The sequence below is a fragment of the Microbacterium sp. B35-04 genome (assembly GCF_010634885.1).
In the GTDB taxonomy this organism is placed as follows: Bacteria; Actinomycetota; Actinomycetes; order Actinomycetales; family Microbacteriaceae; genus Microbacterium.
Genome location: NZ_MWLP01000037.1, coordinates 1 through 20,502, shown reverse-complemented (window position 1 = coordinate 20,502; position 20,502 = coordinate 1). Strand labels below are relative to the sequence as shown.

20 protein-coding genes and 1 pseudogene are annotated in these 20,502 nt (G+C 71.0%); 15 read left to right on the top strand and 6 right to left on the bottom strand.

What is annotated here, in order from left to right; translation table 11 throughout:
- Positions 1-148 precede the first annotated feature (148 nt).
- The 4 genes from B1729_RS10285 (at position 149) to B1729_RS10270 (ending at position 4,948) form a co-directional block, all read left to right on the top strand.
- Positions 149-3,193 (top strand): hypothetical protein, encoded by a 3,045-nt coding sequence (locus tag B1729_RS10285; protein ID WP_163632578.1) that lies wholly within the window; start codon positions 149-151, stop codon positions 3,191-3,193.
- A 90-nt stretch (positions 3,194-3,283) separates the two neighbouring features.
- Entirely contained in the window at positions 3,284-3,802 is a 519-nt protein-coding gene (locus tag B1729_RS10280; protein ID WP_163632576.1) for a hypothetical protein, read from the top strand.
- A 175-nt stretch (positions 3,803-3,977) separates the two neighbouring features.
- The gene (locus B1729_RS10275; RefSeq protein ID WP_163617991.1) at positions 3,978-4,436 is read left to right on the top strand and encodes a MarR family transcriptional regulator; all 459 of its coding nucleotides are present in this window, start codon (positions 3,978-3,980) and stop codon (positions 4,434-4,436) included.
- A gap of 23 nt (positions 4,437-4,459) precedes the next feature.
- Positions 4,460-4,948, top strand: a complete 489-nt coding sequence (locus tag B1729_RS10270; RefSeq protein WP_163617990.1) for a glutathione peroxidase — start codon at positions 4,460-4,462, stop codon at positions 4,946-4,948.
- Positions 4,949-4,957: 9 nt separating this feature from the next.
- Here B1729_RS10270 and B1729_RS10265 read toward each other — a convergent pair whose 3' ends face one another.
- The 3 genes from B1729_RS10265 to B1729_RS10255 form a co-directional block, all read right to left on the bottom strand.
- Positions 4,958-5,347, bottom strand: coding sequence for a YccF domain-containing protein (locus tag B1729_RS10265; protein ID WP_163632574.1), 390 nt, complete (start codon positions 5,345-5,347; stop codon positions 4,958-4,960).
- Between the two features lie 149 nt (positions 5,348-5,496).
- Positions 5,497-5,958 (bottom strand): hypothetical protein, encoded by a 462-nt coding sequence (locus tag B1729_RS20735; RefSeq protein ID WP_239539586.1) that lies wholly within the window; start codon positions 5,956-5,958, stop codon positions 5,497-5,499.
- An 8-nt stretch (positions 5,959-5,966) separates the two neighbouring features.
- Positions 5,967-7,583 (bottom strand): PspC domain-containing protein, encoded by a 1,617-nt coding sequence (locus tag B1729_RS10255; RefSeq protein WP_163632572.1) that lies wholly within the window; start codon positions 7,581-7,583, stop codon positions 5,967-5,969.
- A 114-nt stretch (positions 7,584-7,697) separates the two neighbouring features.
- Here B1729_RS10255 and B1729_RS10250 point away from each other — a divergent pair, with 114 nt between their 5' ends.
- From B1729_RS10250 to B1729_RS10235, 4 genes are all read left to right on the top strand, one after another.
- Positions 7,698-9,230, top strand: a complete 1,533-nt coding sequence (locus B1729_RS10250) for an ATP-binding protein (protein WP_163632570.1) — start codon at positions 7,698-7,700, stop codon at positions 9,228-9,230.
- The gene (locus B1729_RS10245) at positions 9,223-9,906 is read left to right on the top strand and encodes a response regulator transcription factor (protein WP_163632568.1); all 684 of its coding nucleotides are present in this window, start codon (positions 9,223-9,225) and stop codon (positions 9,904-9,906) included. Before B1729_RS10250 ends, B1729_RS10245 begins: the two co-directional genes overlap by 8 nt.
- Before the next feature lie 86 nt (positions 9,907-9,992).
- Complete coding sequence (locus tag B1729_RS10240) at positions 9,993-10,874, top strand: CHAD domain-containing protein (protein WP_163632566.1); 882 nt, start codon at positions 9,993-9,995, stop codon at positions 10,872-10,874.
- A gap of 82 nt (positions 10,875-10,956) precedes the next feature.
- Complete coding sequence (locus tag B1729_RS10235; RefSeq protein WP_163632564.1) at positions 10,957-13,467, top strand: UvrD-helicase domain-containing protein; 2,511 nt, start codon at positions 10,957-10,959, stop codon at positions 13,465-13,467.
- 191 nt (positions 13,468-13,658) lie between these two features.
- Here the strand turns inward: B1729_RS10235 and B1729_RS10230 are convergent, their stop codons facing one another.
- Positions 13,659-14,279 (bottom strand): MerR family transcriptional regulator, encoded by a 621-nt coding sequence (locus tag B1729_RS10230; RefSeq protein WP_163632562.1) that lies wholly within the window; start codon positions 14,277-14,279, stop codon positions 13,659-13,661.
- A 77-nt stretch (positions 14,280-14,356) separates the two neighbouring features.
- Here B1729_RS10230 and B1729_RS10225 point away from each other — a divergent pair, with 77 nt between their 5' ends.
- The 7 genes from B1729_RS10225 (at position 14,357) to ligD (ending at position 18,989) form a co-directional block, all read left to right on the top strand.
- On the top strand, positions 14,357-14,773 hold the full coding sequence (locus B1729_RS10225; protein WP_163617982.1) for a hypothetical protein: 417 nt from the start codon (positions 14,357-14,359) through the stop codon (positions 14,771-14,773).
- A 168-nt stretch (positions 14,774-14,941) separates the two neighbouring features.
- Entirely contained in the window at positions 14,942-16,096 is a 1,155-nt protein-coding gene (locus B1729_RS10220; protein WP_163632560.1) for an SseB family protein, read from the top strand.
- Positions 16,097-16,313: 217 nt separating this feature from the next.
- Positions 16,314-16,691 (top strand): metalloregulator ArsR/SmtB family transcription factor, encoded by a 378-nt coding sequence (locus B1729_RS10215; protein ID WP_204318902.1) that lies wholly within the window; start codon positions 16,314-16,316, stop codon positions 16,689-16,691.
- A gap of 37 nt (positions 16,692-16,728) precedes the next feature.
- Positions 16,729-17,205: an SRPBCC family protein gene (locus B1729_RS10210; RefSeq protein ID WP_163632557.1), complete on the top strand. Its 477-nt coding sequence runs from the start codon at positions 16,729-16,731 to the stop codon at positions 17,203-17,205.
- Positions 17,206-17,208: 3 nt separating this feature from the next.
- Positions 17,209-17,385: a hypothetical protein gene (locus tag B1729_RS20730; RefSeq protein ID WP_239539585.1), complete on the top strand. Its 177-nt coding sequence runs from the start codon at positions 17,209-17,211 to the stop codon at positions 17,383-17,385.
- Positions 17,386-17,466: 81 nt separating this feature from the next.
- Complete coding sequence (locus B1729_RS20725) at positions 17,467-17,805, top strand: dihydrofolate reductase family protein (protein WP_239539584.1); 339 nt, start codon at positions 17,467-17,469, stop codon at positions 17,803-17,805.
- 140 nt (positions 17,806-17,945) lie between these two features.
- Positions 17,946-18,989 carry a non-homologous end-joining DNA ligase gene (ligD, locus tag B1729_RS10200; RefSeq protein ID WP_163632555.1) on the top strand — a complete coding sequence of 348 codons (1,044 nt, stop codon included), beginning with the start codon at positions 17,946-17,948 and terminating at the stop codon, positions 18,987-18,989.
- An 11-nt stretch (positions 18,990-19,000) separates the two neighbouring features.
- On the opposite strand, the gene B1729_RS10195 is transcribed toward ligD, so the two are convergent.
- On the bottom strand, positions 19,001-20,140 hold the full coding sequence (locus B1729_RS10195) for a serine hydrolase (RefSeq protein WP_163617976.1): 1,140 nt from the start codon (positions 20,138-20,140) through the stop codon (positions 19,001-19,003).
- 136 nt (positions 20,141-20,276) lie between these two features.
- Positions 20,277-20,502: pseudogene (locus tag B1729_RS10190) on the bottom strand (ATP-dependent DNA ligase); the annotation flags it as partial.

Here is a 20,502-nt window from a genome sequence, read left to right as displayed (position 1 = left end):
AGCGAAGGGCGCCCGACGACGAAACGCCTCGCTTCACTCACTCAACGATCGGCCTGGAGCGGGTCATTGAGGCAAAGGGCCCACAACAGGTGTACAACGTCCCAGGGCGACGGTCAGGGGCGCGGCGAGGCACACCTAGGATCAGAGGATGACGACGGCGCGACGGCGAGGCATCCTCGCTGCCGTCACGGCTATCGTGCTGCTGGCCATGGGTGCAGGCGTCGCGTTCGTGGTCGGGGATGCGCTCGGCATCCGCACCGAGCCGGCTGCGCAGATGCAGTCGGCTGCCCCCGCGGTCGCAGAGGCGACGGATGCCGCAGCCCCGCCCGAGATCGCGACGCTCACCGTGCCTGACACTGAGCGTGTCGGGGTCGCGATGGACGAGCTGCTCGACGCGGTCGCGGACGCACCCGCACGCGCGGGGACGGCATCCCTCACCGTCGAGATGCTCGACGCGGACGCCGGTGACGGGGCTGACGGCTACACGCTGGACGGCGACGCCACGGCGCTGCGCATCCGGGCCGACACCGAGGCGGGCGCCACGCGGGCGATCTACGACCTCGCCGGCCAGGTGCGGGCCGCACAGCCTCTCACCGACCTGATCGGCGCGCATGCGGCATCCCGTCTGTCGCTGCGGATGAGCGACCTCGGAGCCGTCGGCGTCACGCCCGACCCGGCCGCATGGGAGTCGGGCGACGACTACTCACACGCGTCCAAGGCGTTCGCCGCCGTCATGCAGCCCGAGGCGCCGTACATCGACGACACCGCGCTCGCCGCGGCGTATGAGGACTTCGACGGGTTCCTGCGCCACTCGCTCGCGAACGGCATCAACGCCGTGGCCTTCCCCGGGTTCGTCGAGTTCGTCACGTTCGACGGTGCGCCGGACGGCGCGGTCTACCCCGACGGCGATGACCACCGCGACAAGGCCCTCGCCCTCCGCGAGGCGTTCGCGCCGTTCTGGGAGCGCGCCGACGAGCTCGGCGTGAAGGTCTTCCTGCGCACCGACATGCTCGCCCTCACCGGACCGCTCGAGGACTACTTGATCGACCGGTTCGGGTCGCTCGACACCGAGAACCCCGAGTTCTGGGACGTCTACGCCGCCGGCCTGGATGAGCTGTACGAGGCGGTTCCCGCGCTCGACGGCGTGCTGATCCGCATCGGCGAGGCGGGGCCCGTCTACGACGTGGGCGGCTGGGACTACTACTCCGCGCTCGAAGTGACCACCGTCGACGCGGTGCGGACGATGCTCGGGGCGTTCACGGCGCAGGCCGAGGCATCCGATCGCGAGGTCATCTTCCGCACGTGGAGCGTCGGCGTCGGCGCCGTCGGCGACATGCATACGAACGACGCGTCGTACGAGGCGGTGCTCGACGGCATCGACTCGCCCGCGCTCATCGTGTCGACGAAGTACACCCTCGGCGACTTCTACACCTGGCTGCCCCTGAACCACACCCTCGAGGGGGGCGATCAGCGACGCATCGTGGAGTTCCAGAGCCGCCGCGAGTTCGAGAACTTCGGCGCGTTCCCCAACGACCTCGGCCCGCAGTACCAGGCGGCGCTGCAGCAGCTGCTCGCCGCGAACGACCGCGTCGAGGGCGTCTGGGTGTGGACGCAGGACGGCGGTCCCTGGCGTGCCGGACCCATGTCGCTCTACCTCAAGTCGGGCTTCTGGCAGCTCTACGAGCTGAACACCCAGGTCGCCGCCGCGCTCGCGCAGGACCCCGACACCGACGTCGCCGAGGTGACAGCCGACTGGGCGCGGGAGTGGTTCTCGGACGACCCCGCCACGGTGCAGGCGATCACCGAGGCGATGGCCCTCTCGCGCGACGCCATCGCGCAGGGGATGTACATCGAGCAGTTCGCCGACAAGCGGGTGTTCGCCATCGGGCTCGAGCCTCCGCCCATGATGTGGATCTTCGAGTGGGACATCCTCACCGGCGACTCCGCCGTTCTCGATGTGCTCTACGCGATCGTGCGCGACAGTGCCGAAGGTGCCGGCGGAGTCGACGCGGCGATCGCGGGGGGTGCGCAGGCGGTCGCGGACGTCGAGCGGATGCGCGACCTCGTGACGGGGACGGATGCCGCGACCTGGCGCTCGCCCGACATGCGTGACGCCTTCGTGGACACCCTGGACTACGAGCTCGACACCCTGAGGCTGCTCCAGGCGTATCGGGCGATGATCCTCCACCAGGGGGAGTGGCACGACACCCTCTCGCCTGACGCGTACGCCCAGTGGGATGCCGACCGCGCCGAGTATGAGGCACTCGCCGCCACGCACCTCGAGCGGTACGAAGGCGACCTCGACTACCCCGCGTTCAATCTCACGGCCGCACAGCTGGGCGTGGACCGCGCGGAGCGCGACCTCACGATGGCGTGGCTCGCCCGCGGCCTGCTGCTGCTCGCGATCGCGTGGGTGGTGATCGGCATGCTCGCCGCGCGCACGCGACTGGTCGCCCGGCCGGGCGCCGCTGCCGCGCGCGCGACCTGGATCGCCTCGACCCGCCCGTGGCGGGCGCGCGAGTCGACGCTCGGCCTGCTCGAGCTCGACCGCTGGCTGCTGCTGATCGTGCCGGCCGGGCTGCTGGTCGCCACACGGGCGGTGCAGACGTCGTTCCTGTCATGGACCCATGTGGCCGTCACGATCGGCACCTGGGCCGTGTTCGCCCTCGTCGTGCGGCTGTTCGTCTGGCGCCGGTCGCCCTGGCCGGTCATCGCCGCGGTCGGCGGTGTGGTGACACTTCGGTGCATCGTCACGCTGTTCGCGCTGTCGTTCACGGGACCGGGCGGCTACTGGTTTGCGTTCTGGACCGATCCGGTGCTGCGCACCGCCTATATCGCGGTCGCCTTCGCGCTGTTCGTCTGGGTGTTCGTCGCGGCCGGGTGGGCGCTGGCGGCGCAGGTGCGCGCCCGCCGCGCCACCGGGTACGTGCTGGCCGCGGTCGGTGCGGGTCTGCTGGTGCCGTCGATCGTCGTGGGGCTGGTCGGGCTCGAGGCGGCGCTCACGCTGTGGAACGACGAGATGGGGCTCCTGCCGTGGGGACTCGCCCGCATCCTCGGCATCACGACCTACCTCGAAATCCCGGATGCGACGCCCTGGGCCGCGGCCGCCTTCGCCGCGGTGCTGCTCGTCGTGGGCACCGCGCTGGCGCTGCCATGGCGGCGCCGCAAGGCGGCGGCGAAAGCCTCTTCCTGAAGGAGGGGAGTCGAGCGGAGTGGTCGGACCACACGGGTCGAAGGGGTATTTTAGAAGCATCCCCCGAATCGATTCGAAGAGGTAATCAGCATGCGCTCAAGAAGCACATCACTCCTGTCCATCGCTGCCGTCTCCGCCCTGCTTCTCGCGGGCTGCGCATCGACCGCCGCGTCTGAGCCCACCGAGACGGCGCCCGCCGCCGAGATCGTGGAGTCGTCGGTCAGCGAGCCGGCCGCGGTCGGCGAGCGGGTCGGCGCCGACGGTGCCCAGCTCGAGGTGTGGAGCGGAATCGTGCCCGACGAGACCGCAGCCGGCGCCCTCGGCGACGCTGAGGCCGGTACCCAGTGGGTCACCGCCAACGTCGCCCAGTGGGTGACCGACGAGGATCTCACCGGAGCCGACGTTGCTCCCGTGTTCCGCTCGACGGCTGACGACTCGTTCTCTGCCGAAGCCGTGGCCCAGCAGTCGGTCGACGTCGTCATGGCGCCCGGCAAGTCGTACAGCTACGTGTGGAGCTTCCAGGTTCCCGACGCGCTCGTCGACGCCGCGACCCTCGTGGTCTGCGTCGGCGAGGGTGACGAAGGCTGCAGCAGCCTCGTCGCCGAGTGATCCCACCCCGGCGCTGCCGCTGCGCGGCGGTGCCGGATCCACCGCGTTCGCGCCGTGTGCCCTCGGGTGCACGGCGCGAACGCGTGTGCGGCGCGGTTCTCCGCGATCGGCGCGGACGGCGGCGGCGGTATCCGTTTCTCTTGTATGCCAATAGTTTGTATGCAAAGCTTTGCCCATGACGACGACCGGGACCCCGCTCGAATCGTCGGTGTGCTTCGCGCTGTACACATCGATGCAGGCGACCCTGCAGCTCTACCGCGACCTGCTCGAGCCGTGGGGGCTGACCTATCAGCAGCTCATGCTGCTCGCGGTCGTGTGGGAGCGTGACGAGGTATCGCCGGGCGAGTTGGCCGAGGCGCTGTCGCTCGACGCAAGCAGTGTCTCGGGACTCGTCGGGCGGCTCGAGCGCATGGGTTATCTGCACCGCGAGCACCGGTCCACCGACCGCCGCTCGGTGCGGATCACCGCCACCGCGCACGCCCTGGCAGTGCGCGGCGAACTCGGCCATATCGAGCGCTGCGTCGCGGAGGCCATGCAGGTCACGCCCGCCGACGCCGAGTCGGTCATCGGAACGCTCCGGTCGCTGCGCAGCTCGATGCGCGGCTACGACGCACGCGCGGCATCCGTCGCCTGATGAACGGCAAGGAAGGGAAACGCATGACCCTCGAAGAGATCCCCGTCACCACGATCCACGGAGACAGCACCACCTTCGGCGAGCTCGCCGACGGACGGCTCGCCCTCGTCGTCAACGTCGCGTCGCGATGCGGACTGTCGCCGCAGTACGAACAGCTCGAGGCGCTGCAGAAGGCGTATGCCGACCGCGGCTTCACGGTGATCGGCTTTCCGAGCAATCAGTTCCTGCAGGAGCTCTCGACCGAAGAAGCGGTCGCGGAGTACTGCTCGACCACGTGGGGCGTCACCTTCCCGATGGCCGAGAAGGTGCGGGTCAACGGTCGCCACGCTCACCCGCTCTACCAGGAGCTGACCGGAACGCCCGACGTCGACGGCAAGAAGGGCCGCATCACGTGGAACTTCGAGAAGTTCCTGGTGAGCCCCTCGGGCGAGGTCAAGCGGTTCGCGCCGCAGACCAAGCCCGATGCTCCCGAGGTCGTCGAGGCGATCGAGGCCTGGCTGCCGGGGGAGTAGACCCGCCGCTCAGGCGGCGCGGACCAGATCGGCGGGGACGATGTTCTTGCCGAGCGGCATGAGCGAGATCGGCACGAGCTTGAAGCTCGCGATGCCCAGCGGGATGCCGATGATCGTGATGCACAGCGCGACGCCCGTCACGATGTGGCCGATCGCGAGCCACCAGCCGGCGAGGATCACCCACACCACGTTGCCGAGGAACGATCCGACGCCGGCGCCCGGCTTGTCGACGATGGTGCGGCCGAACGGCCACAGTGCGTAGAGGCCGATGCGGAACGAGGCGATGCCCCACGGGATCGTGAAGATCAGGATGCACAGCAGCACCCCCGCCAGCAGGTAGCCGAGGAACATCCAGAAGCCCGACAGCACGAGCCAGATGATGTTGAGGAGGGTGCGCACGGGTCGATTCTCTCGATCGGATGCCGCGAACCCGCTGTGAGGCGGGGGTGCCGGGCTGTTGTCGCTCCGTTCAACAGGTCAACCGGCCTTCCACAGGAGGTTGGTTCGTTTCAACCTCCTGTGGAAGCGCGGTTGACCTGTTCGGGAGGTCAGGTTCGGGCGGGAGCGGATGCCGCGCGCCGGCGCTCGAGGCCGCGCTGGGCGCGGCGGGCGATGCCGACGATGCCGGTGATGAGCGCGAACATGCCCAGGAGGAGCACGGCGATGGCGATCGCCGTCGCCGGGTTCAGGCCCACCAGCCACGACGTGAGCACGGCCTGTCGTGCCGGGTCGAGGAGGATCCACAGCGCGGCGGCGGCGATCGCGGCGAGGACGAGCCCCCACACGATCCCCGCCCAGCGGATGCGCGGGCCGGTGAGGTCCACGGATGCCGCGGTCGGGGCCGCCGCGGTCGGAGCCGTCGCGACCGGCGCCTCCCAGGCGGGTGGCCGGGTGTCGACGTAGGGCGGCGGGAGGACGGCGGTGGCCGCTGTGTCCGCGGGGTCGGTGTGGGCGGGCTGGGTGCGGGCCTCGGCGCCGGGGGCGGCATCCGGAATCTCAGAAGTGCTCATGGCGAGGCTCATTTCTCGTAGATCGTGACGCGGACCGAGCCGGTGCGCTGGTCGAGGGTGATGTGCTGCGTCGTGACGGCATCGGTGGAGGGATCGTCGTTGCTGATGCGCCAGTCGACGGTGCCGTCGCCACCGGGCTTCACCGTGCCCGACTCGACATCGCCGCCGCCGGATCCGGGCAGTCGTTCGAAGACCACGGATCCGTCGCCGAGAGTCGCGTCGAGTTCGAGCACGGTGCCGGGAAAGACCTCGATGTCGGTGCCTCCGATGCCCTTGGTGAGAACGACGCCGCCGGCACGGACGTCTTCCGAGTCCGACAGCGGGCCGACCGAGATGAACGTGCTGCCGAACGGCTGGACGAGCGCCTGCTCGTAGGTGGCAGTGCCGAGGTTGACATTGCCCACGGCGAAGCGGTCGGGACCGGATGCCGCAGCCACCGATCCTCCGATCACCAGGAGCACGATCGTGACGGCGGTGAGGAAGCCGCTGCGACGGCGCGCGAAGCCGGCGACGACCATGGCGAGAGCCGTGACCAGAGCGGCGGTGAACACGCCGATGGCTCCGGCGAACGACGTGGACGCGGTGGCGAGCACCGCGAGGGCACCCGCCACGACCGCGGCGCCCAGCGCGGTCAGGACGAACACGAAGCTCGTGCGCGGCCGTGTGGAGTGACGGATCTGACGGCGCTCCTCGGCTTCGCGGGCGAAGGCGGTGCCGGCGGCTTCGCGTTCGCGGCGCGCCTGCTCGCGCGCCGCACGGCCCGCGTCCTGCTGGCTGCGCTGCCACTCCTGGTTCTGCGCACGCCATGCCTCCTGTCGCGCGCGCCAGTCGGCGACCTGCGCGTCGTTGGCCGGTGCGCCGGCCACGCTGGTGGGGTCGGCAGCGAGCGTTGCCGCCGCGAGGGTCGCGGCATCCGTCGCCGCATCTCCCGTTACGGACCCGGCCGGCGCCCGACCGGCCGGGTCCGTGACCCCTGCAGCAGTCGCCGCGAAGGGAGAGGTCGCGCCGTCACCCGAATGGGGCGCGACCGGGGGGACGGGCGGCACGGAAGCCGTCTGCGCCGCCGCCCACGGGGACCGGTCGGCGCGTGCCGACCGGACGATGAGGAACACGAGTCCGCCGATGAGGGCGACGCCCAGCAGGAAGCCGAGAACATCGAGGGCCGAGACGCCCGCGGCGCCGCCGTCCCATGCCCACGGCGCGAAGCCGGTGAGCGCCCACACGGGCCAGAGCAGCACGTTACGCAGCCACGGCACGACCGGCACGAACCCGACGGCCGCGAGGATGAAGACGCCGGTCATCGCCTGGTCGTAGCGGCCGTGGAAGAGTTCGCGCAGGTGGATGCGGCCATCCGTGTCGGGCAGCAGCGCCCAGGCGATCGCGTAGACGAGAAGGGCGGGGAAGCCGAGCAGCGCGACCACGACGAAGATGCCGCGCACGATGATGGGGTCGATCCGCAGGCGTGCCGCGAGCCCGCCGCACACGCCGCCGAGCCAGGCGTCGCCCCGGGCGATGCCCAGCCCCCGCACCCAGTCGAAGAACCGGTCCGATGCGTGCGGCGCCTCGGATGGCGCGGGCGGCGGCGGTCCCGGGTCGGCGGGGGGAGCGGAGGTGGTGTCGGTCATGGTTCCACCCTGGCCGCCGCCGGCAGGCGCCCGCTATGGGGTGATCCCCTGACGCTTCCCTGATCCTGGCGCCGGGGTGTGGTCGGGGGCGGAGGGCGGTGATTGGATGGCGGCATGCCTTCGAACGCGCCCGCTGCGGTCCCCGCGACCCCGCCGCCGAGCGCGGGCGCGGCAGGCGGAGCAGCGGCCGGGGAGGCGGCTGTCGCTGCCGGCGGCGCCGCGGCGGGCGGCGGACCGACGGTGGCACTCGAGCGGCCACCGCTGCGGCGGACCCGGGAATGCGTGGTGTCGGGCGTCTCAGCCGGCCTCGCACGCCACCTGGGGTGGCCCGTCTGGATCGTGCGCACGAGCTTCGTCGCGCTGACGCTCGTCTCGGGTGCGGGCGTGCTGCTGTACGCGTGGCTCTGGCTCTTCATGCCCTGGGACGACGTCGAGCCCGGCACCGGGCCGGACGCCGCGACGGCGGGCGGGGCAGCTGCGCCGGGCGGTGCGGATCACCCGGTGCACGACCCCGCGTTCGACCCGGCGCACGACCCCGCGCGCGACCCCGCGCGCAGCGCCGTGCTCGGCGGATCCCCGGTGCGCGTGCCGACGCGGCGCGCGCCGGTGGCGTGGATCCTCGCCGGCGCGGCGATCGCCGCCACGGTGGCGACGGTGGCGGCCATCGCGCTGTTCTCGGGGAACGGCATGGTGCAGACGTCGATGCCCGGGTGGACGGGCGGCGTGTTCGCCGCGACTGCGCTCGCCGTCGCGGCGGGCGCCTGGGCGACGCTGGTCGATCGTCGCGATCCCGCGCGCGGGCCGCGGCACGAGGCGGTCGTGCGCATCGTCGTGACCGTGGTGCTGCTCGTGCTGCTGCTCGCCCAGCTGACGACCCTGCAGCAGGTCGGGGTGGCGGGCTTCGTCTATGCGCTGATGCCGATCTTCGGAATCGTGCTCGTGTACTCGTCGATGCTGATCGACAAATGGCGGGAGCTGTCGGGGGAGCGCGTGCGGCGCATCCGCGAGGAGCAGCGCGCCGAGATGGCCGCGCATCTGCACGACTCGGTGCTGCAGACGCTCGCACTCATCCAGAATCGCGCAGGCGCCTCGAGCGAGGTGGCGCGCCTCGCCCGCGCGCAGGAGCGGGAGCTGCGGGCGTGGCTCTACGACGGCGATGCCGCCGCCGACAGCGATCTCTCGACCGACCTCCGCGACTACGCTGCCGCTCTCGAACTGGACTACCCGGTGCGCATCGACGTCGTCTCGGCCGGGCTTCCGGCCGAGCGAGCCAGCGGCGAGGTGGCGGCGGCCTCCCGCGAGGCGATGCTGAACGCCGCGCGCCACGCGGGCGGCGACGTGTCGGTGTACATCGAGGGCAACGCGAACGCCGTCGATGTGTACGTGCGCGACCGCGGCCCCGGGTTCGACCTGCAGGATGTGCCGGACGACAGGCTCGGCATCCGTCAATCGATCCTCGGCCGCATGCGCCGCGCCGGAGGATCTGCCACTGTGCGTCGGGGTGCGAGCGGCGGCACCGAGGTGCACCTGCGGTTCGGGGCGGCCCCGACGTCTGCTTCCGCGGGCGCATCCGGCGGTTCCGGCCGCCTGAACCCCACCGCTTCGGGCTCTGCGCCGAGCGCCGCATCGGAGGTGCGCCGTGGCTGATGACCGGGTTCGCGTCGTGATCGTCGACGACCACTCCATCTTCCGGTCCGGACTGCGCGCCGACCTCGACGCGTCGATCGACGTCGTCGGCGAGGCCGCCGACGCGACTGCCGCCGTCGCCGTCATCGAGGCCACGCGTCCCGACGTCGTGCTGCTCGACGTGCACCTGCCGTCGGGGCAAGGGGCGGCCGCGACCGGCCCCGAGGCGGCCGGTGGGGAAGCGGTGATCCGTGCGGCCGGCCCGATGGTGCCGACGACGCGATTCCTCGCGCTGAGCGTCTCGGACGCCGCGGAGGACGTCGTGCGCGTCATCCGTGCCGGTGCCAGGGGCTACATCACGAAGGGCTCGTCGGGTGCAGAGGTGAGCCAGGCGGTGCACGCCGTCGCGGGCGGGGACGCGGTGTTCTCGCCGCGTCTCGCCGGCTTCGTGCTCGATGCCTTCGGCGCGGCGGTCGGCGAGACGGCGGCGACCAGCGACGAGCTCGATCGCCTGTCGGCGCGCGAGCAGGAGGTGATGCGGCTCATCGCCCGCGGCTATGCCTACAAGGAGGTCGCCGCCGAGCTGTTCATCTCGATGAAGACGGTCGAGTCGCACGTGTCCGCGGTACTGCGGAAGCTGCAGCTGTCGTCGCGCTACGAGCTGACGGCCTGGGCCTCGGCGCGCCGCCTGCTCTGAGCCGCTACCGCGGCCTTCGGGGCGTGCTCGCCTTCCCGGAGAAGGTGAGGATCGCGTGACGTGGCCGGCATCTCTAAGCTCGGGACGTGCGAAGGCCGCAGGGGAGCCCGACGCTCGGCGAGGTGCTCGGCGAGATCGTGCGCCGCGCCGCGGACGAGGTCGAGGCGACTCTGCCGGCCGCGGTCGCCGACGAGCCGGACGGTGTGCATCAGCACCGCGTGCGGGTGAGGCGCCTGCGCAGCGTGCTCCGAGGCTTCCGAGACGCGCTGGACGCCCGCGCGGCCGAGCGCGTGCGCGTGGCCTACGTGGAGTGGGGGCGGGAACTCGGCGTCGTGCGCGACATCGAGGTGCGCGCCGATGTCGCGGCCGAGATGCTGGCGCGGGCGGGGATCGACGACGCGGACGTGCAACGGCGGCTCGTCGGCAGGGAGCAGGAGGCCTACTCGGTGGCTCATGAGCGGCTGGTGGAGCTCGCGAGCTCGCCGCGCGCCGAGGAGCGCGCGCGGCTGCTGCGTGAGTTCGTCGATGCGGCGATTCCCGTCGAGCCCGATCGCGAGGCCGCGGAGGTGCTGGCCGCGGCGGTGGCGAGACAGGCGCGTCGCGTGGAGAAGGCCGATTCCCGGCTCGACGGCACGGATGCGCGCTACCACGCCCTCCGCAAGGCCGCACGTCGCATGCGGTATGTGGCGGAGTCCGTCACGGAAGCCGCTCCCGGGCTGCGCACGAAGGAGATGGAGGCGCTTGTGGAGGCCGGCGACGACATCCACGATGCGCTCGGCGCACACCGTGACGCCATGGTGCTCGCGCAGCGGGTGGATCATGAGGCAGCCCTCGCCGGGCGCGCGGGGGAGCTGTCGCACGCGTACGACAGGATCGCCGAGGTGGCCCGGGACGAGGCGGCGGAACGCCTCGACGAGGTCCCGCAGGCGATGCGGCGGCTGGAGGCCGCAGCATCCCGTCTTTCGTGAGAGTCGGCGTGCCCGCGTCCGCGGATGCGAGGGCGGCATGCGCCCGGCCGGTGTCGGCGCGGCGACCTAGACTTGGTGGGACATGACCGACGCCATTCCGACCGCGCCGGGCGCGGGTACCGTTCGTCCGATCGTCCTCGACGCCGCCCACCCGCTGGGCGCTGCGCCGCACGTGGGCGCGCGTTCCGACGAAGACCTTCTCGAAGGTTTGAACCCGCAGCAGCGCGAGGCCGTGACGTACCGCGGACAGGCGCTGCTGATCGTCGCCGGCGCCGGCTCGGGAAAGACCAGCGTGCTCACGCGCCGCATCGCGTCGCTGCTGCGCAACCGCGAGGCGTGGCCGAGCCAGATCCTCGCGATCACCTTCACCAACAAGGCCGCGGGCGAGATGCGCGAGCGCGTCGAGCATCTGGTGGGCGATTCGGCGCGCGGCATGTGGATCTCGACGTTCCACTCAGCATGTGTGCGCATCCTCCGCCGCGAGGCCGAGCAGTTCGGGTTCACCAAGTCGTTCACGATCTACGACTCGGGCGACTCGCGTGCGCTCATCAAGCGGCTCGTCAAAGAGCACGAGGCCGATGCGTTCGGGCTCACTCCCGCGGCCACGCAGTCGAAGATCTCGAAGCTCAAGAACGAGCTGGCGGATGCCGAGTCCTACGCGCGCTCGGCCAACATGAGCGATCCCGCCGAACGTGTCTTCGTCGAGCTGTTCGGCGCGTACCAGCGCGAGCTGCAGCGGGCGAACGCCTTCGACTTCGACGACCTCATCGGCCAGACGGTGTTCCTGTTCCGCGCGTTCCCGCAGGTGGCGGACGTGTACCGCCGGCGTTTCCGTCACGTGCTCGTCGACGAGTACCAGGACACCAACCACGCGCAGTACGCGCTGATCCATGAGCTGACGCGTCCGCCCGGATCGGATGCCGCGCCCCTGGCCGGATCCGGCGGTATGATGATCTTCGAGGCCCCTTCCACGGGCGCAGGGACCGGTGAAGATGCCGGCGCATCGCTCACCGTCGTCGGCGACTCGGATCAGTCGATCTACGCCTTCCGCGGCGCCGACATCCGCAACATCAGCGAGTTCGAGAAGGACTACCCGGGCGCCAAAGTCGTGCTGCTCGAGCAGAACTACCGGTCGACCCAGAACATCCTGTCGGCCGCGAACGCCGTCATCGGCCACAACTTCGACCGCAAAGACAAGCGCCTGTGGACCGACGTCGGCGAGGGCGAGAAGATCATCGGCTTCACCGGCTACTCGCAGCACGACGAGGCGCAGTTCGTCGCCGACGAGATCGAGGCGCTGCGGCGGGCGGGCGTCGACTACTCGCAGGTGGCGGTGTTCTACCGCACCAACTCGCAGTCCCGTGCGCTGGAAGAGATCTTCATCCGCTCCGCCCTGCCCTACAAGATCATGGGCGGCACGAAGTTCTACGAGCGCGCCGAGATCAAGGATGCCCTGGCCTACCTCGTGGCGGTGGCGAACCCCGCCGACGAGATGGCGATGCGCCGCATCATCAACCGGCCGCGTCGCGGCATCGGCGACGTGACGATCGAGACGATCTCCCGCTACGCGGTGGACCAGCAGATCACGTTCCGCGACGCGCTGGCGAACTCGTCGGCGCTGGGTGTCGGGCCCAAGATCCAGGCGGCCATCGCGCATCTGGACGCGGTGCTGGCCGAGGCATCCGAGATCATGCTTCCCGCCTCGGGAGAGCTCGCGCCCCCGACCGCGGTCGCCGACGGTCTGCAGCTGCTGCTCAACAAGAGCGGCTACTACGACGCGCTGCGGGCCAGCAAGGACGCGCAGGACGAGGCGCGCATCGAGAACCTCGATGAGATGGTGGCCGTAGCCCGCGAGTTCGCGCGCAACAACCCCGAGGGGACCCTCCTCGACTTCCTCACCGAGGTGGCGCTGGTGTCCGACGCCGACGACCTCGAGGACGCCTCGGGTTCGGTCTCGCTCATGACCTTGCACACCGCGAAGGGCCTGGAGTACGACGCGGTGTTCGTCACCGGCGTCGAGGAGGACCTCATCCCGCACCGCATCTCGGCGGGCGAGCCGGGCGGTCCGCAAGAGGAGCGGCGCCTCTTCTACGTCGGCATCACGCGTGCCCGCAAGCGCCTGTACCTCTCACTGGCGATGACGCGCGCGCAGTTCGGCGAGGTGACGGTGGCGATGCCGAGCCGCTTCCTGCAGGAGATCCCGAACGAGCTGCTGCACTGGCGGCAGTCGCCCGGCGACGTCAATTCCCGCGGCGGCACCCAGTCGCGGGCGCTCAACGCGCGGCGCGGCTCGGGCTCGGGCTCCGGACTCGGCGGCTCGGGAGGGCGCCGCTACGGCGACGACCTGGTGCCGCTCGCGCGTCGCGAGCCGGCCGGCAACCTCGAGCGCTTCGCGAACAAGATCCCCTCCAAGGTGCGCGACAACGGCGACATGGAGCTGGCGCCGGGCGACCGCATCCGTCACGACGACTTCGGTGAGGGACGAGTGGATGCCGTCACCGGCGAAGGCGCGAAGCGCGTGGCGCACGTGCGGTTCGACGCGGCGGGTCCGAAGAAGCTGCTGATCAAGATCGCGCCGATCTCGAAGCTCTGACGCAGCGGCTCGCGCCGACGGGGCAGCCGTCGATCTGGAGCGGGGTGAGTTGCCGGCGTTTCGTCTCGCTTCGCTCGCTCAACGACCGGTACTCCTCGGTCGGTCGTTGAGCGAGCGAGGAACGAGCGAGACGAAACGCGCGCACCTGGCGCACACGAGTGGCTCGACGCGTCGCGACGCGCTTCACTCGCTCAACGAACCGGGTCGTGCGCGGTTCGCTCCGCGAGCAGGTGGTGGTGCGCCAGGCGGCGAAGCGCGAGCATGACCGGCTCGTACATCGCTGTCCCGAGCACCGCGTACGCCACAGCGTCGGGGGGTGACATGGCGCCCATCGGGGCGACCTCGTCCGCCGCGACCTGCCGCATCGCGGCGCCGTAGCGGGTGAGTGCGGCGGGGGAGGCATCCAACCCCGCCGCGTCGAGCGCGCGCAGTGCCTCGTCGAGCTGAGCCACCGCGGTGAAGTCAGCGTCGTAGGTCAGACCGAGTTCGGCGATCGCCTCCCGTGCGCGCGGGTAGTCGTCTCTTCCGCCGTCGACGTAAGGGGGGAGGGCGCCGACGGCGCGCCCGAGGGTCTCCATCGGATCGTCGAGCGGAGCGTCGATCAGGGCGAGCACCTCACGGACGCGCGCCAGCGGCAGGCCACGCACATCGGCCAGCGCCGCGATCAACCGCAGCCGGCTGAGGTGCTCCTCGCCGTACTCGGCCCGCGTGGCCGAGAGGGCCTCGCCGCGGGCCAGCATGCCTTCGCGGATGTAGAACTTCACGGTGGCGACCGGGACGCCGCTGAGCTCTGACAGTTCCGAGATCTTCACGGCGGCCCTCCGGGGTCTTGTGCTGGATAGTATACCTATCCAATACTGGAGAGCGTAACTATCCAATGGAGGTCATCATGGACCCGGTCCTCACGATCGTCGCCGGTGCGACGATCCTCACCGTCATCGGCGTGATGTCGGGCGGCACCTTCCTACTTCGTATCGCGTCGCACGGTCTGCCGTTCAACGATCTGCAGAAGACCTTCTTCCGCGCCGGCCACGCCCACGCCGGGGTGCTCGTGCTGCTGGGACTGGTGAGTCTGCTCCTGACCTCGGCGGCGGGGGCGGCGCTCCCGTGGCAATGGGCGTCGGTCGGCGTGCTGGCGAGCGCGATCCTGATCCCGGGCGGGTTCTTCCTCTCCGTGCTGGGCCGCGACCCGCAGCGGCCGGGTCGGGCGATCGCACTGCTGTGGGCGGGAGTCGTCGTGCTTGCGGCATCCCTTCTCGCCGTCGGCATCGGCGTGATCGCTGCGGGGGTTGCGGCGCTGGGGTGACGGCCCTCGCTCTGTTCGCAACTCAGGCGGGCGGAGTCGTCGCGGAGCGCCCGACCGCGGGATTCCGGGGTCACGCCGCCCGGCCACACGCACCCCTCCTGAGTTGTGAACGGGAGAGCGCTGACGCGACCGGATCGGCAGATCAGGGCGGCGGGTTAGGCTCGCACAATGGCCTTGTTCTCGCGCCGTCCGAAGAAGCCCGCCGAGCAGTCGACGCCCTCGCCCGAGTCGTCTCCGGCTGAGGCGCCGACGCCGGACGCCGACCCCGCCCCCGCGGCTCCGGCAGCGAGCGAGGCGGCGCCCGCGGGTGCGGCCGAGGGTGAGGGTGTGGTCGACGCCGATGCCGGCACTCCTGCGGGGGATTCCGACGCGGATGCCGCGGCCGGCGTGTCGATCTCGGTCTCGTCGTTCGGGGGGCTCGGTGTGTCACCCGCGCCGGCTGCGGGGGCCGAGGGCGCGGCGCAGGGCGACGAGCCGATGCCGCCGGGGCCTCGACCGCGGATGGGAACGCGCGAGTGGATGCGCACGGCGCCCGAGCAGACCGAAACGGTGCCCGGGCTGCGCGACAACGCTCTGCTGCGGGCGGCGCTCGGCCGCGTCGGCGACGCGCCGCAATCGCAGGCGCTGCTGGACGTCGCGCGACAGCTGATGCAGGGCCACGTCTTCCTGCGCGTGAAGGGCGACGCCCGCACCCTGCTCGCCGAGGGCAAGGGTCTGCCGCTCGCCGTCGCCAACGCGGGCGACCGCACGTTCGCGCTCGTGTTCTCGAGCGGAGCGGCGCTGCAGGCGAGCCTCAAGGCCGACGGCGACGCCGACACGTCCGCGATGGGCCAGCCGGTGCTCACCGTGCTGCGGCACGTGCTGGGAAGTTCGTACGACGGGATCATCATCGACCCGGCGTCGGCGCCGTCGCGCGCCGTCCTGCCCAAGGAGCTTCTGGAGCGCGCCGTCGAGAAAGCCGACCAGCAGCTCACCGTCAAGACGCTGCTCGCCGCCGAGCGCACGCCCGACATCGGTGCCAAGGTCGCCGAGGCGCTCACCCGCGTGCCACTCTGGGTCGCCGTCGGCACCGCGGACAATGGGGCGCCGGGTCTCGCCGAGGGCCGCGACGGAAGCGGTGCACGCTACCTCGAGATCTACTCGCACCCGCTCGAGGTCGCCGTCATGGGCCGCGGCGACAACGCGGCGCCGATCACCGCCGCCCAGCTGTCGCGCGCGCTGACCAGCGACGAGGGGATCACCGGCGTCGTGGTGGATCCCGCGGGCCCGTGGATCCGCCTCACGCGCGACGACCTCGGCCCGGTGCTGTCGCTCACAGGCTGAACGCGTCACCAGGTCGCGCCGGGTGCGGGCGTTTCGTCTCGCTCGTTCCTCGCTCGCTCAACGACCGGGGGTGAGGTCGCGCGCCGGGTGCGGGCGTTTCGTCTCGCTCGTTCCTCGCTCGCTCAACGACCGGGGCTCCGCAGTGATCGAGTGTTGACATTCGCCGACGTGCGCGTACTCTATTCAACATAGATGTTGATAAAGGATGCTGTTGAGTATGAACGATCAGGAGCTGGACCGGGCGTTCGTCGCGCTGGGCGACCCGGTGCGCCGCGCGATCATCGCACGCCTGAGCCGCGGCCCGGCGGCAGTGGGTGAGCTCGCCGAGCCCTTCGAGATCACGATGCAGGCCGTGTCGCGCCACATCAAGGTGCTCGAAGACGCCGGCCTCGTCACCCGGTCTCGAGACGCGCAGCGTCGGCCGGTCCATCTCGACGCCGCAGCGCTGGAGCAGCTCACCGCCTGGATCGACCGCTATCGACTGGATGCCGAGCGCGCGTACCGCCGACTGGACACGCTGCTCGCGACCTCGACCTCCACCGCGGCTGCGGGCACGCCGGGGGTCTCGCCCGCCGCCACCGCTCAACAGCCTTGAGGACCCCTCGCACGACCGACACGAAGGAGAAGGAATCATGAGCAACCCCCTCATCATCGAAGCCGTTCCGGGTACGTCGTACGCCGACATCACGCGCGAATTCGACGCGCCCGTCGAGGCGCTGTTCCGCGCTCACGCCGACCCCGAGCTGTTCGGGCAGTGGATCGGCCCCGGCGAGGAGCGCACCGAGATCACGCACTGGGACTTCCGGACCGGCGGTGGCTACCGCTTCGTCCAGCGCGACGCCAACGGCGAGTACGCGTTCCGCGGGGTGTTCCACACCGTGCGCGAGAACGAACTGATCATCCAGACGTTCGAGTACGAAGGCTGGCCCGATGAGGTCAGCATCGACGTCATCCGCTTCGAGACGCTCGAGGGCGGCCGCTCGCGGATCGCCGACCGCAGCGTGTTCTCGAGCATCGAGGTGCTCGAGAACATGCAGTCCGAGGGCATGGAGCGCGGCATGCGCGAGGGCTACGACAAGCTCGAGAAGATGCTCTCCGGGGAGAGCTGAGCCATGGGCAAGGTCGTGGCCTCAGCATCCATGTCACTCGACGGTTTCGTCGCCCACGAGAACAACGACCCGGGACGGCTGTTCGACTGGTACGAGGCCGGCGACGTCGAGGTCGTCACCGCGAGCGAGCCCGCGTCGTTCCACCTGACGCCCGCGAGCGCCGACTACTGGCGTGAGTGAGTCGGCGAGATCGGCTGTCTCGTCGTCGGACGGCTGCTGTTCGACATCACCGACGGCTGGAAGGGCGAGCACCCGCTGGGTGTGCCCTTCGTCGTGCTGACGCACGACGCACCGACGGCGTGGGCACATGCCCACACCGGCAACGCCCACTTCGTGACCGAAGGCATCGAGGCCGCCGTCGCGCGTGCGCAGGAGATCGCCGGGGATCGGACGGTCGCGCTCGCCGCCGGCACGGTCACGGGTCAGGCGCTCGCCGCCGGGCTCGTCGACGAGGTTGCAGTGGACCTGGTGCCGGTGGTGCTCGGCAGCGGCCACCGCTACTTCGCCGACGTCGACCCGGCAGCGGTGCGGCTGGGCGATCCGACCACGATCATCCCGAGCACGCGGGTGACGCACATGGTGTTCCCCGTCGAACGGTGAGGGCGATCGCCGGGTCCGTCGAAAGTTCAGGAGACACGCCGGCGCCACCGGGGAGCACGGATGCCGCGGCGGCGCGTCTCCTGAATCTCGCGCACCGCGGGCGGGTGGCCTCTGTCGGGGCTGCCCGCTAGCGTCGGACCATGGCGTCGGAGCGCATCACCCTCACCGTGCCCGGTCCGGACGGCGATCGCGAGGTCGGGATCTCGAATCCCCGCCGCGAGATCTGGCCCGAACTGGGAATCACGAAACAAGAACTCGCCGAGTACCTCATCGCGGTGGAGGGGCCCTTCCTCGCCGCCAACGGCGACCGGCCGGTGTCGCTCGAGCGCTTCCCCGACGGCGTGGGCGGCGAGCGGTTCTACTCCAAGAACCCGCCGAAGGGGGCGCCGGCGTTCGTCGAAGCCCAGACCGTCACGTACAACAGCGGGCGACGGCATCCGCAGATCATCCTCACCGAGATCGCCGCGGCGGTGTGGGCCGTGCAGATGAACACCATCGTCTTCCACCCCTGGGCGTCGCTGACGGCGAACACCGACAACCCCGTCGAGCTGCGCATCGACCTCGATCCGCAGCCGGGAACCGATTTCGCGGATGCCGCAGCCGTCGCCCCCGCGTTGCGCGACGTGCTCGCCGAGGCGGGTCTGACGGCGTTCGTCAAGACGAGCGGCAACCGCGGCATCCACGTGTTCTGCCCCATTGAGCCGGAGTGGGAGTTCCTCGATGTGCGCCACGCGGTCATCGCGGCCGGGCGCGAGCTCGAGCGGCGCCTGCCCGACAAGGTCACGATGAACTGGTGGAAGGAAGAGCGCGGCGAGCGCATCTTCATCGATTTCAACCAGGCGAATCGGGATCGCACGATGGCAGGCGCCTACAGCCCGCGGGCTCTGCCGACGGCGACCGTCTCCACACCGCTCACCTGGGACGAGCTCGAGGCGGGTGTCGATCCCGCCATGTTCACGGTGCGGACCGTGCCGAAGCGGCTCGCCGAGATCGGCGACCCGTGGGCCGACCTGCTCGCGAAGCCCGGGCGCATCGACACGCTGCTCGAGTGGTGGCAGCGCGACCTCGACGACGGCCTCGGTGAGCTGCCCTTCCCGCCGGACTTCCCGAAGATGCCCGGAGAGCCGCCGCGCGTGCAGCCGAGTCGCATCAACCCCGAGAACTGGCCGAAGGACGAGGGGTGACCCAGGTTCGATCACTCCGAGGGGTCGGGCAGGTTCCGGATCAGCGCGATCGCGAGACCGGCCGCCGTCGCCGGTGTGAGCCCCATCGTGCCGCGGGGGTCGTCGGCGGTGACTTCCGATACGACGACGGCCACGGCATCCCTCGACCGATCGACGACGAGTGCCGTGCCGCCGTCGCCCTGCGCGTAGTAGACCTCGCGTGGCCGGTCGACCCACCACTGATAGCCGTAGCTCGTCGTGCCGATGTCTCTCGTGGCGACCAGGGCGGAGGTGGCCTCGACGGCCCAGGTCGGCGACACCACCTGCGTGTCATCCCAGGCGCCTTCGTCGAGGTACAGCTCACCGATCCGGAGCAGATCCGAGGGGCGTAGTCGCAGATGCGACCAGCCCAGGGTGACGCCTTGGGGGTCGGCCGGCCACGCGATCTCGGCGTCGTCGTACGAGGGAACCAGCGCCGGGAGATCGGCCACGGACGCCAGGCGCTGTTCCCACAGCGGATCGGTGTCGATGCCCAGCGGATCGAAGAGCGCCTGCTGCGCGAACTGCAGCAGCGACATCCCGGTCGCCTGGGTGATCACCGCGGAGAGGATGTGGGCGCCCGCGTCCGACGGCAGCACCCGGCCGCCCACGGGGTCGCGGGCCGTTCGCTCGGCGAGGATCGCGGCGATCCAGTCCGGCGCGGCCGCGGCGGACGCGCCGACTCTGAGCGGAAGACCCGCGGTGTGCGTGAGCACCGACTTCAGCGGGATGGCAGCCGTCTCGGGCGTGAGAATCCCGGCATACGCGGGGAGCAGCTCGCCGAGCGTCGCGTCGACCCCGCGGATGAGGCCGCGATCGATCGCGATGCCGACGAGGGTCGATGTCACGATCCTGGTGACGCCGCGCACGTCCCACGTGTCGTCGGGAGCGGAGTCGACGTACCACTCGTACACGGGCTCGCCGTGCTGCTGGATGATAACGGCGCGCACCGTCTCCTCGCCGTAGACGACGTCGAACACCGACGCCAGCTCCTCACCCATGACCTCCGTGAGCGAGCGCGAGGGAGCCACGGCGCAACCCGTCGCGATCAGCAGCGCGCCGAGCGCCGCGCCGGCGAGAGCGCGCCGCACTCCGGCCCGGCGTCGCGGTGCCCGGTGGTGGGACTCGGCCATGGAAGCCTCCGTCAGCGGTGACTCTGGCCGCACGGTACACCCGCGTTGATCGACCGAACAGGGGGTCCCGCCGCGCAGCACCGGCGCCCGCTGCCGAGGCGCGGGTGGGCTGCGAGAGGGCGCGTGGGGGCTGAGTTCAGACCAGGACGTCCGCGAGGTCGTAGGCAGCGACGACCTCGAGCTGCTCGTATGTGCAGGATGACGGGTCGCGATCGGGGCGCCAGCGCTCGAACTGCACCGTGTGCCGGAACCGCCAGCCCTCCAGCTGGTCGTATCGCACCTCGAGCACGCGCTCCGGGCGCAGCCTCACGAACGAGGAGTCGGCCCGGCCGGCCTGGAAGCGCGACTTCTCGCCCTCGCCC

Bases quoted from the DNA above. Each gene is read 5' to 3' on its own strand.
- B1729_RS10285 (WP_163632578.1), top strand. From the start codon at position 149: ATGACGACGGCGCGACGGCGAGGCATCCTCGCTGCCGTCACGGCTATC.
- B1729_RS10280 (WP_163632576.1), top strand. From the start codon at position 3,284: ATGCGCTCAAGAAGCACATCACTCCTGTCCATCGCTGCCGTCTCCGCC.
- B1729_RS10275 (WP_163617991.1), top strand. From the start codon at position 3,978: ATGACGACGACCGGGACCCCGCTCGAATCGTCGGTGTGCTTCGCGCTG.
- B1729_RS10270 (WP_163617990.1), top strand. From the start codon at position 4,460: ATGACCCTCGAAGAGATCCCCGTCACCACGATCCACGGAGACAGCACC.
- B1729_RS20735 (WP_239539586.1), bottom strand. From the start codon at position 5,958: ATGAGCACTTCTGAGATTCCGGATGCCGCCCCCGGCGCCGAGGCCCGC.
- B1729_RS10255 (WP_163632572.1), bottom strand. From the start codon at position 7,583: ATGACCGACACCACCTCCGCTCCCCCCGCCGACCCGGGACCGCCGCCG.
- B1729_RS10250 (WP_163632570.1), top strand. From the start codon at position 7,698: ATGCCTTCGAACGCGCCCGCTGCGGTCCCCGCGACCCCGCCGCCGAGC.
- B1729_RS10235 (WP_163632564.1), top strand. From the start codon at position 10,957: ATGACCGACGCCATTCCGACCGCGCCGGGCGCGGGTACCGTTCGTCCG.
- B1729_RS10225 (WP_163617982.1), top strand. From the start codon at position 14,357: ATGGACCCGGTCCTCACGATCGTCGCCGGTGCGACGATCCTCACCGTC.
- B1729_RS10220 (WP_163632560.1), top strand. From the start codon at position 14,942: ATGGCCTTGTTCTCGCGCCGTCCGAAGAAGCCCGCCGAGCAGTCGACG.
- B1729_RS10215 (WP_204318902.1), top strand. From the start codon at position 16,314: ATGAACGATCAGGAGCTGGACCGGGCGTTCGTCGCGCTGGGCGACCCG.
- B1729_RS10210 (WP_163632557.1), top strand. From the start codon at position 16,729: ATGAGCAACCCCCTCATCATCGAAGCCGTTCCGGGTACGTCGTACGCC.
- B1729_RS20730 (WP_239539585.1), top strand. From the start codon at position 17,209: ATGGGCAAGGTCGTGGCCTCAGCATCCATGTCACTCGACGGTTTCGTC.
- ligD (WP_163632555.1), top strand. From the start codon at position 17,946: ATGGCGTCGGAGCGCATCACCCTCACCGTGCCCGGTCCGGACGGCGAT.
- B1729_RS10195 (WP_163617976.1), bottom strand. From the start codon at position 20,140: ATGGCCGAGTCCCACCACCGGGCACCGCGACGCCGGGCCGGAGTGCGG.